The organism is Pseudoflavonifractor phocaeensis (assembly GCF_021531815.1).
Taxonomy (GTDB): domain Bacteria; phylum Bacillota; class Clostridia; order Oscillospirales; family Oscillospiraceae; genus Lawsonibacter; species Lawsonibacter phocaeensis_A.
On record NZ_JADYUM010000019.1, the window covers coordinates 12929 to 25639 of the forward strand.

A 12711-nucleotide genomic window follows, 5' to 3' on the forward strand; every position below is an offset into this window, starting at 1 on the left:
CCTACAAAACAGGCTAGGATTAGTTTATCCCATCATGTGAAGAAAGGATGAATCCCATGGACAAAAATCGTTTACAGTCTTACCGCAGCTGGATCCAGGGCGAGTTGGACGCCTGCGTGCGTTTTTGGCTCGACCACGGCATGGACAAGGAGCACGGCGGCGTTTACACCTGCCTGGACCGCAAAGGTGAGATCTATTCCACCGACAAGAGCGTCTGGATGCAGGGCCGCTGCGGCTGGATGTTCGCCCACCTGTGCCGGGTGTACGGGGTGAAGGAGGAGTGGCTGGCCGCCAGCAAGAGCTGTCTGGACTTCCTGGAGGACCACTGCATCAACCACGCCGCCGGCGGCCGGATGTACTTTACCGTCACCGAGGACGGCAAGCCCCTGCGCCAGCGCCGCTACTACTTCTCCGAGGCCTTCTATGCCCTGGCAAACGCCGAATACTACGGTGTCACCGGCGAGAAGGAGCACCTGGAACGCGCCCGCCGGGCCTACAACCTATACTGGGATCTGGCCCACGGCATGCCCGACCCTGTGGGCATGGGACCCAAGACCATCCCCGAGACCCGCACCGGCCGCGCCTTCGGCATCCCCATGATCATCCTCAACGTCATCGGCACCCTGCTCCAGGTTGATCCCGAGCACAAGGCCGAGTATGAGGAGCGGGCCCAGGCCTGCGTGGACGAGATCTTCCAGTACCACGTCCACCCCGAGCTGAAGTGCGTGCTGGAGAACGTGGCTGAGGACGGCTCCGCACGGCTGTACTACACCGAGGGCCGCACCGTCAACCCCGGCCACGACATTGAGGGCGTCTGGTTCCTGCTGGAGCACGCCAAGCGCACCGGAAACCAGGAGCTGGTCCAACAGGCCGCCCAAATCTTCGATTGGGCCATCGAGGCCGGCTGGGACAAGGAGTACGGCGGACTGCTCTACTTCATCGACTGCCTGGGCAAGCCCCCGGAGGCCTATGAGCACGACATGAAGCTGTGGTGGCCCCACAACGAGATCCTCATCGCTTCCCTGATGCTTTACCGGGACACCAATGAGGAGAAGTATCTGGACTGGTTCGACAAGACCCTGAACTACTGCAGGGAGCACTTCTCTGATCCCGAAAACGGCGAGTGGTACGGCTACCTGCGCCGGGACGGCCTGCCCACCATGCCCAGCACCAAGGGTTCCACTTTCAAAGGTCCCTTCCACCTCCCCCGCTGCCTGATCCAGTGCGACACCATGCTGGGCGAGCTTTTGGAACGCTGACTCCGGGAGAATTTTGACAGAAAGGCGGTGACCTCCCATGGGTGAAAATGACATCTTCCATCTTCTTTCCCAGAAGTATTTCCAGTTTACCGCCTCGGAAAAGCGGGTGGCGGATTTCATCATCTCCAACGGGACAAGAGCCCAGACCATGTCCATTTCCGAGCTGGCCGAGGCAGCGGGCGTGGCGGAGGCCACCATCTCCCGTTTCTGCCGGCGGCTGAACTTCAACGGCTTTTCCTCTTTCAAGCTGGCCATTGCCACTTCCGAGGCCTCCCGCTCCAATTTTTCCAACCCCCTGACCGGAGAGGTGACCCACGAGGACACCATCCCCAGTCTGGCCCACAAACTGGCCGGGGCCAGCATGGAGGCCATTCAGGAGACCGAGACCCTGGTCCGCCCCAGCGCCATCCAATCCGCCGCCGACATCCTGCTGCAGGCGGACAAGGTGCTGTGTATGGGGCAGGGCGGCTCCATGCTGATGGCCCAGGAGGCGGCCCATCTGTTTTCCACGGCCTTCCCCGGCTATTTCCCCGTCACCGACTCCCACATGCAGGTGATCTATGCCTCCCATCTGTGCGAACGGGACGCCATCCTCTATTTCTCCTACTCCGGCACCACCACCGATCTGATGGACGTGCTCCGCACCGCAAAGGAGCGGAAAGCACCCGTGATCCTCATCACCCGGTACCGCAATTCCCCCGGCGCGGCCCAGGCCAACATCGTTTTGGAGTGCGGTTCCCGGGAATCCCCTCTCCAGCTGGGCTCCGTCCCCGCCCGGGTGGCCCAGCTCTACCTGGTGGATATTCTCTTCTCCGAAGTATGCCGCCGGGATCTGGAGGGCTGCAGGAACCGGAGGGCCCAGGTGGCTGACGCGTTGTCAGACAAGCATCTCTGAACTGTTTCTAAAAAAATTTTCAAAATAAAAAATTTGTGAAATTTTTTTGAAGAAACTGTATTGACAAAGCCCCCGCACTCTTGTACAATTTGACTATACAGCAAACCCCGGCAACGCGAAATTTTATCAAAAATAAGGAGGAACAAAACATGAAAAGAATTCTTGCTCTTGCTCTGGCCGCGGTCATGACGCTTGGGCTGACCGCCTGCGGCGGCGGCAGCAAGCCCGCCAGCAGCGCCGGCAACTCCGGCAGCTCCGCCGCTGCCTCCACCAGCCAGCCTGCCGCTTCCGGCGACGCCACGGAGATCTCCCTGTGGACCTATCCCATCGGCGGCTGGGGCGATGAGAAGCAGGTCAACGAGCTGACCGCCGCCTTCCAGGCCGCCACCGGCATCAAGGTCAACGTGGAGTATCTGGCTTACGCTGACGGCGACGACAAGGTCAACTCCGCCATCACCGCCGGCAAGGCCCCCGACCTGGTCATGGAAGGTCCCGAGCGTCTGGTTGCCAACTGGGGCGCCAAGGGCTACATGGTGGACCTGTCCGACATGCTGGACGCCACCGACAAGCAGGAGATCCAGGAGTCCGTCCTGAACGCCTGCACCAACGCTGAGGGCGCCGTCTATGAGTACCCCCTGGTCATGACCGCCCACTGCATGGCCATCAACCTGAACGCCTTCAAGGAGGCCGGCGCCGACCAGTATCTGGACCTGGAGAACCACACCTGGACCACCGAGAACTTCATCAAGGCCGTTGAGGCCCTGTACGCCAAGTACGGCGACACCGTGGCCGCTGTCTACTGCGCCGGCCAGGGCGGCGACCAGGGCACCCGCGCTCTGATCAACAACATGTACGGCGGCACCTTCACCACTGCCGACCACACCGCTTACACCTGGGATGACGCCGCCAACATCAAGGCTCTGGAGCAGCTGAAGGGCATGGACGGCATCGCCTTCGACGCCTCCCTGGCCGGCGGCGACGAGATCGCCAAGTTCTACCAGGGCATCCTGAAGATGGGCTTCTGCTGGAACATCGCCCAGCAGCTCAACCCCAACGCCGCTGACACCGGCGCCGGCAAGACCATCTCCGGCGACGACATCGTCTTCATGAGCTTCCCCTCCGAGACCGGCGAGTCCAAGCTGTGCGGCGGTATCTGGGGCTTCGGCATCTTCGATAACGGCGACTCCGCCAAGATCGACGCCGCCAAGCAGTTCATCAAGTACATGTGCGACTCCGCCAACACTGCTGACGCTGTCAAGACTGCCAACTACTTCGCCGTCCGCGATACCGCCGAGGGCGCCGACCTGACCGGTATCTGGGCCGACAACGAGATCATGGCCGAGTACACCAAGCTGATGCCTTACCTGGGCGACTACTATCAGGTCACCTCCGGTTGGGCCCAGGCCCGTACCTCCTGGTGGAACATGCTCCAGGACATCGGCGAGGGCGCCGACGTCACCGAGACCGTGACCACCTTCATGAATGAGGCCAACGCCGCTGCCGCCGGCTGATCGATCCATAAGTTATCAACACTCGCATAAAGAGGGATAGCGCGCCCCCTCCCCGCGACGCGCGGGGAGGGGGCGTGTTCCTCTTTCCGGAGAGAGACGCCCGGCTGCGGCCCACGACCCCAGCCCGTATCTTCCTCCGACATGATTCTGAGAGAGGGGAGACTTATTTTGGCTAAACAGCCTAAGTCCACAATGAGCCGGGCTCTGGTACGGCGTGAGACCATTTCCGGCTACCTGTTCCTGCTGCCAATCCTGATCTTCTTCGTCGGCTTCGTCATCATCCCCATGGTCATCTGCATCGTCAACAGCCTGACGGACGCCAACATGAACACCCAGGGGCTGGGCAACTTTGTGGGCCTGACCAATTTCATCGACTTGTGGAAGGACAAGACTTTCCGCGAAGCCCTGTGGAACACCTTCGTCATCGTGATCGTCAGCGTGCCCGCTGTGTGCGCCTTTTCCCTGTGGGTGTCTTCCGCCATCTACAAGCTCAACGGAAAGCTGCTGTCCGCCTTCCGCTGCATCTTCTATCTGCCCGTGGTCACCGGCTCCGTGGCCGTCACCGTGGTGTGGAAGTGGATGTACGACAACTACACCGGCGTGTTCAACTATGTTCTGAAAAGCGCCGGACTCATTGAAAAGAACATCAACTGGCTGGGCGATCCCAAGTACGCCCTGGGCTGTATCATCCTGATCCTGTTCACCACCTCCGTGGGCCAGCCCATCGTGCTGTACGTCTCCGCCCTGGGCAATGTGGACCAGTCTCTGGTGGAGGCCGCCCAGGTGGATGGCGCCACCAACTTCCAGGTCTTCTGGAAGATCAAGTGGCCCCAGATGATGCCCACCACCCTGTACATCCTGGTCATCACCACCATCAATTCCTTCCAGTGCTTCGCGCTGATCCAGCTGCTGACCCAGGGCGGCTCCGGCACCAACACGGTGATGTACTACATCTACTACACCGCCTTCAAGCTGACGGAAAAGGCCGGCCACTTCGGCTACGCCAACGCCATGGGCGTGATCCTGGCCATCTTCATCGGCCTGCTGTCCGCGCTCCAGTTCAAGCTGGCCAAGGAAAAGTAAGGGGGGAGGATGAATATGAATCTTACGTCGAACCGTTCCAGGGCTTATAAAGTTCTCAGCATGATCATTCTGTTTGTCCTCGCTTTCCTGTTCCTGTTCCCCTTGTACTGGATCGTCACCGGCGCCTTCAAAACCAGCCAGGACATTTACAGCACCACCCCCGTGTTTTGGCCCTCCCAGTGGACCATGGCCAATTTCGCAAAACTGTTTGACCGCCGCTCCGCTCCCCTGTTCCAGTTGGGCGCTCTGGTGGGACCCACCGTGCCCGGCGCCATCCGCTGGCTGGTGAACACCGTCTTCATGGCGGTGGCCGCCATGGTCCTCACCTGCCTCACCGCCTCCATGGCCGGCTATGCCCTGGCCAAGAAGCGCTTTGTGGGCCGGACCCTACTGTTTTCCCTGATCGTATGCGCCATGGCCCTGCCCAAGCAGGTCATCCTGATCCCCCTGCTGAAAGAGATGTCGGCGCTGCATCTGTATGACACCCTCTGGGCAGTCATCTTCCCCACCGTGGGCTGGCCCTTCGGCGTGTTCCTGATGAAGCAGTTCTCCGAGGGCATCCCCGGCGAGATCCTGGAGGCCGCCCGGGTGGACGGCGCCAGCGAGGCCAGGACCTTCTTCTCCATCGTCCTGCCCATGGTCAAGCCGGGCGTGGGCGCGCTGGCCATCTTCACCTTCATCAACAGCTGGAACGACTACTTCATGCAGTTGGTCATGCTGGCCAGCAGCTCCAACTACACCATCTCTCTGGGCATCGCCACCATGCAGGCCGAGACCTCCATCGATATGGGCCTGCTCATGGCAGGCGCTGCCCTGGCAGCCATCCCCATTATCCTTGTGTTCCTGGTATTCCAGAAGTACTTCACCCAGGGCATCACCATGGGTGCCGTCAAGGGTTAAGCGGCTCCAGCCACATCCGGCTTTCCAAAGCAAATTTATCACATTTTATTGAGTTAGGAGATTGATTGTAATGGATATTAAAAAGTTTCAGGGTGTGATCCCCGCGTTCTACGCCTGCTATGACCAGCAGGGCAATATTTCTCCCGAGGGTACCCGCGCTCTGGTCCGTCACCTGGCCGACAAGGGCGTCCGCGGCCTGTACGTGGGCGGCTCCTCCGGCGAGTGCATCTATCAGAGCGTGGAGGAGCGCAAGGTGGTCCTGGAGAACGTGATGGCCGAGGCCAAGGGCCGCGATCTGACCATCATCGCCCATGTGGCCTGCAACAACACCAAGGACAGCCAGGAGCTGGCCGCCCACGCCGAGAGCCTGGGTGTGGACGCCATCGCCTCCATCCCCCCCATCTACTTCCACCTGCCCCCCTACGGCATCGCCCAGTACTGGAACGACATCTCCGCCGCCGCCCCCAACACCGACTTCATCATCTACAACATTCCCCAGCTGGCCGGCGTGGCCCTGACCATCCCCCTGCTCCAGGAGATGCTGAAGAACCCCCGGGTCATCGGCGTCAAGAACTCCTCCATGCCCACCCAGGACATCCAGATGTGGAAGGATGAGGGTGGCGAGAACTTCGTGGTCATGAACGGCCCCGACGAGCAGTTCATCTCCGGCCTGGCCATGGGCGCCACCGGCGGCATCGGCGGCACCTACGCCGTCATGCCCGAGCTGTTCCTGAAGGTTTGGGACCTGTTCCACCAGGGCAAGATGGCCGAGGCCGCCAAGATCCAGAACGAGATCTGCCGCATCATCTACAAGCTGTGCTCTGCCCATGGCAACCTGTACGCCGTGATGAAGGAAGTCATCAAGCAGCAGTACGGCCTGGACATGGGCGGCGTCCGCGCTCCCCTGGCCAACCTGATCGAGTCCGACAAGGCCGTGGTGGACGCCTGCTCCAAGCAGATCCAGGACGCCATCGCCAAGTACTGCTGAGGGGGAGGGTCTTTCCATGCGCATCTATCTGACCGAAGATTATGACGCCATGAGCCGCCGCGCGGCCAACCTGATCTCCGCCGAGGTCATCCGGAAGCCCGACTGCGTGCTGGGTCTGGCCACCGGCTCCACCCCCGTGGGCACCTACAAGCAGCTGGCCACCTGGAATCAGCGGGGCGACTTCAGCTTCAAGGAAGTCCGCTCCGTCAACCTGGACGAGTACAAGGGTCTGGCCCCCACCCACGACCAGAGCTACCGCTACTTCATGCAGGACAATTTCTTTGATCACATCGACATCGACGTGAAGAACACCAACGTGCCAGACGGTCTGGCCGCCGACCCCGCCGCCGAGTGCGCCCGGTACGACGAGCTGGTCCGCTCCCTGGGCTATGCCGATCTCCAGCTGCTGGGCCTGGGCCGCAACGGCCACATCGGCTTCAACGAGCCCTGTGACCACTTTGTGAAAGAGACCCACGTGGTGGACCTGACCCAGAGCACCATTGACGCCAACGCCCGCTTCTTCGCCAGCGCCGATGACGTGCCCCGCCAGGCCCTGACCATGGGCATCGGCTGCATCATGGCCGCCCGCCGGGTGCTGCTCATCGCCAGCGGCGCCGACAAGGCCGACGCGGTGTACAACGCCTTCTGCGGCCCCATTACCCCCTACTGCCCCGCCTCCATCCTCCAGCTCCATGATGACGTGGTCCTGGTGGGCGACAAGGCCGCGCTGAGCAAGCTGATCGCCGCGGGGGTGCCCGTATGCGAGTAACCGGCGGCCAGGTATTTGACCTGGAAAAAGGCTTTGTGGCCCGTGACATCTGCACGGACGGCTCTCTGCTCACCGCTGCCAGCGGCGACGGTGAGGTCCTGGACGCCGCCGGATGCTACGTCATCCCCGGACTGGTGGACGTTCACTTCCACGGCTGCGTGGGCGAGGACTTCAGCGACGCCACCCCGGAGGGCCTGCAGCGCATCGCGGATTTTGAGCTGAGCCAGGGCGTCACCTATATCTGCCCTGCCGGCATGACCCTGCCTGAGGACCAACTGACCGCTATCTGCCGGAACACGGCGGCCCACCGGGCGAAAAACGCCGGCGGCGCGGAGGTGGTGGGCGCCCATCTGGAGGGGCCCTTCCTCTCCACCGCCAAAAAGGGCGCCCAGAACGGCGACTTCCTCCACGCCCCTGACGTGGCCATGCTCCGCCGCCTCCAGGCGGCCGCCGAAGGCTGCGTCAAGCTGGTCACCGTGGCTCCCGAGGAACCCAACGGCCTGGAGTTTGTAAAAGCCGCCACAGAGGACGGCATCCACGTCTCGGTGGGACACACCACGGCGGACTATGACACGGCCAGCGCCGCCTTCGCCGCCGGGGCCGACCATGCCACCCACCTCTACAACGGCATGCCCTCCCTGCACCACCGCACCCCCGGCGTCATCGGCGCCGCCTTTGACGCCCCTCATGTGATGCCCGAGCTGATCTGCGACGGCGTCCATATCCACGGCAGCGTGGTCCGGCTCACCTTCCAGCTTTTCGGCAAAGAGCGGGTCATCCTGATCTCCGACTCCCTCCGGGCCACCGGCATGCCCGACGGTCAGTACCCCTTCGGCGGCCAGGAGATCGAGGTCCACGGCAACCGCGCCACCATCGTGGGCCACCCCGAGACGCTGGCCGGCTCCGTCACCAGTCTGATGGGCTGCCTGCGGCAGGCCGTGAAATTCGGCATCCCCCTGGCGGACGCGGTGCAGGCCTGCAGCTACAACCCCGCCCGGTCCATCGGCATCGAGGACCGGACCGGCAGCCTGGAGGAGGGCAAGGAAGCCAGCTTCGTCCTGCTGGACCAGGATACTCTGGACATCCGCGCCATCGTGTTCAAGGGCGCACTGGTCAAATAACCGTCTCGGTAAATATTGCCATATTAAGCGCCGTTTTTTCCTTGAAAACCGTTAATTTTCATGGTAAAATGGTAGTTAGCAATCTGCCCCCAATCTTAAATAGGCGCCGGCCGCTACTCCAACCTTATAGCGCGCCGGGAGCCATCAAAAAGGAGGAGACCAAGCCCGCCGGGCCGGCGGTACGGCAGTGTGGAGACCTGCCGCAACGTCCGCGGAGTTTCGCTCTCCGCGGGCAAGGGAGTTTTTGCGGATGCTGAACTCCTACGGCTCTGTAAACATGGCAACTGTATCCCTGAAGAACGTAAAGAAGATCTATGACAACAAGGTGACCGCCGTCCACGACTTCAACCTGGAGATCGCCGACAAGGAATTCATCGTTCTGGTCGGTCCTTCCGGCTGCGGCAAGTCCACCACTCTGCGCATGATCGCCGGCCTGGAGGAGATCTCCGAGGGCGACCTGATCATCGGCGACAAGCGGATGAACGACGTGGAGCCCAAAGACCGTGATATTGCCATGGTCTTCCAGTCCTACGCTCTTTACCCCCACATGACCGTGTATGAAAACATGGCCTTCGCCTTGAATCTCCGCCATTTCCCCAAGGATGAGATCGACCGCCGCGTCCGCGAGGCCGCCGAGATCCTGGACATCACCCAGTACCTGGACCGCAAGCCCAAGGCCCTGTCCGGCGGCCAGCGCCAGCGGGTGGCCATCGGCCGCGCCATCGTCCGTGAGCCTAAGGTCTTCCTGATGGACGAGCCTCTGTCCAACCTGGACGCCAAGCTGCGCAACCAGATGCGCGCCGAGATCATCAAGCTGCGCCAGCGCATCGACACCACCTTCGTCTACGTCACCCACGACCAGACCGAGGCCATGACCCTGGGCGACCGCATCGTCATCATGAAGGACGGCTATATCCAGCAGATCGGCACTCCCCAGGAGGTCTTCAACTCCCCCGCCAACCTGTTTGTCGCCGGCTTCATCGGCTCTCCCCAGATGAACTTCTTCGACGGCAAGCTGGTGAAGGAGGCCAGCGGCTACTCCATCTCCGTCCATGGCGCCAAGATGGCTCTGGACGCTGGCATCCAGCAGCAGCTGGCTGACAAGGGCGTAAACAGCATGGACGTCACCATTGGCATCCGTCCCGAGCATGTCCATTTCGCCCCCGAGGGCGGCGACCACACCATCGCCGCACAGGTGGATGTCTCCGAGATGATGGGCAGCGAGATCTACCTCCACGTGAGCAGCAACAGCAAGGACATTGTCCTGCGCGTGCCCACCACCGAGCTGCCCGCCGAACACCGGGCCGGCATCCCCTACGGCACCCAGATCCGCTTTACCTTCCCCGCCGACCTTATCCACCTCTTTGACCCCAGCACTGAACAGAACCTGCTGGTATAAAAACTCAAAAAATGGGAACTGCCTTCGGCAGTTCCCATTTTTTATCCCTATTTTCCACTATACCAGCCGGACCTGTACCCGGCCGTCCTCCGCCACCACCTGCAAGGTGTCCCCTTTTCTCACCTGCCCCGCCAGCATCAGGTCGGCCGCCGGGTCCTCTACCAGGGCGGAGATGGCCCGCCGCAGGGGACGGGCGCCGTATTCCTGGCTGCTGCCCTGGCTGGCCAGCAGGTCCACCGCCGGCTCCTCCACCTCCAGCGCCACCCCCAACCGGTTCAGGCGGTCCCCGGTCTCAGCCAGCAGCTGCCTGGTGATGGCCCCCAGGGAATCCCGGTCCAGGGGATGGAACACCAAAACGGCGTCCAGCCGGTTCAAAAATTCCGGGGCGAAGGTGCGCCGCGCGTCGGCCAACACCGCCCGCTCCAGCTCCTCCCGCTCGGCGGAGCCCCCTGCGGAGAATCCCAGCTGCCGCCCCCGGGCGAAGCGGCCCGCCCCCAGATTGGAGGTCATGACCAGCACCGTATTCCGGAAATCGGTCTTTCTTCCCTGGGCGTCGGTGAGCACACCCTCCTCCATCACCTGAAGAAGAATGGACCAGATGTCCCGGTGGGCCTTCTCCAGCTCGTCCAGCAGCACCACCGACCAGGGCTCCCGGCGGACCCGCTCGGTGAGCTGTCCGCCCTCCTCATGGCCCACATAGCCGGGAGGGGAACCGATGAGCCGTGAGACGGTGTGTGCCTCCATATACTCGGACATGTCGAAGCGGATCAGGGCCTCCTGGCGTCCAAACAGGGCTTTGGCCAGCGCCCGGCACAGCTGGGTCTTTCCCACTCCGCTGGGGCCCAAAAACAGAAAACTGCCCACCGGACGCCGGGGGTCCTTCAGTCCCAGCCGGCTGCGCCGGACCGCCCGGGTCACCGCTTCCACCGCCCGGTCCTGGCCCAAAATGCTCCGGCGCAGCTCCTGGTCCAGCTGGGCGAGGATCCGCCGTTCCGCCTCATCGGGCCGCTCTATGGGCACCCCCGTCCACTGGGCCAACACCGCCCGGATATCCGCCTCCTCCACCTGCCGGGGGCCCTGGGCGGCCAGCCATTTGGTCCTTTCTCCTTCTAACTGGCGGCGGAAGCTGCTCTCCGCATCCCGCAGCATGGCCGCCTTCTCGAAATTCTGCTCCCGGATGGCCTGGGACATCTGCCGGCCCGCCTGGACCGCCCGTCCCTCCAGCTCCCGCAGGGCCGGAGGCAGCGCCCGCCCGGACAGCCGCGCCCGGGACGCCGCCTCATCCACCAGGTCGATGGCCTTATCCGGCAGAAAGCGCTGGGGCAGGTAGCGGATGGACAGGTCCACCGCCGCCTCCAGAGCCTGGTCGGTGATGGTCAGGTGGTGGTGGGTCTCATAGCGGCCCCGAAGTCCCCGGAGAATGGTCAGGGTCTGGTCCCGGCTGGGCTCCCGGATGGTCACCGGCTGGAAGCGCCGCTCCAGAGCCGCGTCCTTCTCGATATGGCGGCGGTACTCGTCGATGGTGGTGGCGCCGATGACTTGGATCTCGCCCCGGGCCAGGGCGGGCTTCAGAATGTTGGCCGCGTCAATGGCCCCCTCGGCGCTCCCGGCACCCACAATGGTGTGGAGTTCATCAATGAATAAAATGACGTTGCCCGCCCTGCGGACCTCCCCCAGCACATGGCGCAGCTTCTCCTCAAACTCCCCCCGGTACTTGGTCCCCGCCACCATGGCGGACAGGTCCAGGGCGCACAGCCGCCGCCCCAGCAGGTGGGCGGGGGCGGTACCGTCGGAGATGGCCAGGGCCAGGCTCTCCACCACCGCCGTCTTGCCCACTCCCGGCTCCCCAATGAGGGCGGGGTTGTTCTTGGTCCGCCGGGACAGAATCTGGATCATCCGCTCCAGCTCCGCCTCCCGCCCGATCACCGGGTCCAGCTTGCCCTCTGCCGCCATCCGGGTCAGATCCCGGGAACACTGGTCCAGCTGGCGGGTCTCGGCGGCGGTGCGCTGTTCCGGCTCCCGGGGCCGCCGGGCCGACAGTTTTTCTCCCCCCAGGGAGGCGGAAACGGCCTCATAAAGCTTGCTTTCGTCCACGCCGCAGTCCCGGAGGAGCCGGACTGCGGCGCAGTCTCCCTCCCCCAGCAGGCCCAGCAGCAGATGCTCGGAGTTCACCGCCCGCTGGCCCAGCCGGCGGCTCTCCCCCACCGCTCCCTGGATGGCTTGGCAGCAGTGGGGCGTCAGGCCCTGGTGCAGAGACCGGACGGGCACTCCCACCCCAACCTGCTGGGCGATGGCGGACCGGAGGGTCTTGCTGTCCGCCCCCGCCCGCCGCAGAACGGTGGCCGCCGGGCTGTACTCCTGACAGGCCAGACCCAGCAGCAGGTGCTCACTGCCCACATAGCTGTGCCCCAACTGGGCGGCGTTTTCCTGGGCCAGACGGATGGCCCCCAGCGCTGTCGATGTAAAACGGCTGTCTGCCATGGTAAGATCACCTCATCCAAAATCTTTTTTAAGGATGCCCGCCTTTTCTAAAATTTAGCATTGCATTTTTAAAAAGATGTGATAGAATAAATGTACATTTTAATGGAGGTGTACTTATCATGGCCTATGTCATCAGCGATGCTTGCATCAGCTGTGGTTCCTGCGCGGATGCCTGCCCCGTGGGTGCCATTTCTCAGGGTGCTGATCATTACGAGATCAACGCCGGTTCCTGCCTGGATTGCGGTTCCTGCGCCGACACCTGCCCCATGAGTGCTATTTCTCAGGGCTAATTACATCCAAGAGTG

11 protein-coding genes are annotated in these 12711 nt (G+C 62.7%); 10 read left to right on the forward strand and 1 reads right to left on the reverse strand.

Annotated elements, in window-relative coordinates; genetic code table 11:
• Positions 1–56 precede the first annotated feature (56 nt).
• From I6E42_RS10795 to I6E42_RS10835, 9 genes are all read left to right on the forward strand, one after another.
• Positions 57–1259 (forward strand): AGE family epimerase/isomerase, encoded by a 1203-nt coding sequence (locus tag I6E42_RS10795; protein WP_235371951.1) that lies wholly within the window; start codon positions 57–59, stop codon positions 1257–1259.
• 37 nt (positions 1260–1296) lie between these two features.
• Positions 1297–2154, forward strand: coding sequence for a MurR/RpiR family transcriptional regulator (locus I6E42_RS10800; RefSeq protein ID WP_235371952.1), 858 nt, complete (start codon positions 1297–1299; stop codon positions 2152–2154).
• A 149-nt stretch (positions 2155–2303) separates the two neighbouring features.
• Positions 2304–3665: an ABC transporter substrate-binding protein gene (locus I6E42_RS10805; RefSeq protein ID WP_235371953.1), complete on the forward strand. Its 1362-nt coding sequence runs from the start codon at positions 2304–2306 to the stop codon at positions 3663–3665.
• A 192-nt stretch (positions 3666–3857) separates the two neighbouring features.
• Positions 3858–4748, forward strand: coding sequence for a carbohydrate ABC transporter permease (locus tag I6E42_RS10810; protein WP_235371983.1), 891 nt, complete (start codon positions 3858–3860; stop codon positions 4746–4748).
• A gap of 15 nt (positions 4749–4763) precedes the next feature.
• Positions 4764–5648 carry a carbohydrate ABC transporter permease gene (locus I6E42_RS10815; protein WP_235371954.1) on the forward strand — a complete coding sequence of 295 codons (885 nt, stop codon included), beginning with the start codon at positions 4764–4766 and terminating at the stop codon, positions 5646–5648.
• Positions 5649–5718: 70 nt separating this feature from the next.
• Positions 5719–6636 (forward strand): dihydrodipicolinate synthase family protein, encoded by a 918-nt coding sequence (locus I6E42_RS10820; RefSeq protein WP_235371955.1) that lies wholly within the window; start codon positions 5719–5721, stop codon positions 6634–6636.
• Positions 6637–6652: 16 nt separating this feature from the next.
• Positions 6653–7405: a glucosamine-6-phosphate deaminase gene (nagB, locus tag I6E42_RS10825; RefSeq protein WP_235371956.1), complete on the forward strand. Its 753-nt coding sequence runs from the start codon at positions 6653–6655 to the stop codon at positions 7403–7405.
• Positions 7396–8526: an N-acetylglucosamine-6-phosphate deacetylase gene (gene nagA / locus I6E42_RS10830; protein ID WP_235371957.1), complete on the forward strand. Its 1131-nt coding sequence runs from the start codon at positions 7396–7398 to the stop codon at positions 8524–8526. Before nagB ends, nagA begins: the two co-directional genes overlap by 10 nt.
• 277 nt (positions 8527–8803) lie before the next feature.
• Positions 8804–9925, forward strand: coding sequence for an ABC transporter ATP-binding protein (locus tag I6E42_RS10835; protein WP_235371984.1), 1122 nt, complete (start codon positions 8804–8806; stop codon positions 9923–9925).
• Positions 9926–9982: 57 nt separating this feature from the next.
• On the opposite strand, the gene I6E42_RS10840 is transcribed toward I6E42_RS10835, so the two are convergent.
• The gene (locus tag I6E42_RS10840; RefSeq protein WP_235371958.1) at positions 9983–12406 is read right to left on the reverse strand and encodes an ATP-dependent Clp protease ATP-binding subunit; all 2424 of its coding nucleotides are present in this window, start codon (positions 12404–12406) and stop codon (positions 9983–9985) included.
• Between the two features lie 119 nt (positions 12407–12525).
• Here I6E42_RS10840 and I6E42_RS10845 point away from each other — a divergent pair, with 119 nt between their 5' ends.
• Positions 12526–12696 carry a DUF362 domain-containing protein gene (locus I6E42_RS10845; RefSeq protein ID WP_087396651.1) on the forward strand — a complete coding sequence of 57 codons (171 nt, stop codon included), beginning with the start codon at positions 12526–12528 and terminating at the stop codon, positions 12694–12696.
• Positions 12697–12711: the final 15 nt, after the last annotated feature.

Excerpts from the sequence above, each read along its gene's own strand:
- nagA (WP_235371957.1), top strand. The coding sequence starts at position 7,396 with ATGCGAGTAACCGGCGGCCAGGTATTTGACCTGGAAAAAGGCTTTGTG.
- I6E42_RS10840 (WP_235371958.1), bottom strand. The coding sequence starts at position 12,406 with ATGGCAGACAGCCGTTTTACATCGACAGCGCTGGGGGCCATCCGTCTG.
- I6E42_RS10805 (WP_235371953.1), top strand. The coding sequence starts at position 2,304 with ATGAAAAGAATTCTTGCTCTTGCTCTGGCCGCGGTCATGACGCTTGGG.
- I6E42_RS10820 (WP_235371955.1), top strand. The coding sequence starts at position 5,719 with ATGGATATTAAAAAGTTTCAGGGTGTGATCCCCGCGTTCTACGCCTGC.
- I6E42_RS10795 (WP_235371951.1), top strand. The coding sequence starts at position 57 with ATGGACAAAAATCGTTTACAGTCTTACCGCAGCTGGATCCAGGGCGAG.
- nagB (WP_235371956.1), top strand. The coding sequence starts at position 6,653 with ATGCGCATCTATCTGACCGAAGATTATGACGCCATGAGCCGCCGCGCG.
- I6E42_RS10815 (WP_235371954.1), top strand. The coding sequence starts at position 4,764 with ATGAATCTTACGTCGAACCGTTCCAGGGCTTATAAAGTTCTCAGCATG.
- I6E42_RS10845 (WP_087396651.1), top strand. The coding sequence starts at position 12,526 with ATGGCCTATGTCATCAGCGATGCTTGCATCAGCTGTGGTTCCTGCGCG.
- I6E42_RS10835 (WP_235371984.1), top strand. The coding sequence starts at position 8,804 with ATGGCAACTGTATCCCTGAAGAACGTAAAGAAGATCTATGACAACAAG.
- I6E42_RS10810 (WP_235371983.1), top strand. The coding sequence starts at position 3,858 with ATGAGCCGGGCTCTGGTACGGCGTGAGACCATTTCCGGCTACCTGTTC.
- I6E42_RS10800 (WP_235371952.1), top strand. The coding sequence starts at position 1,297 with ATGGGTGAAAATGACATCTTCCATCTTCTTTCCCAGAAGTATTTCCAG.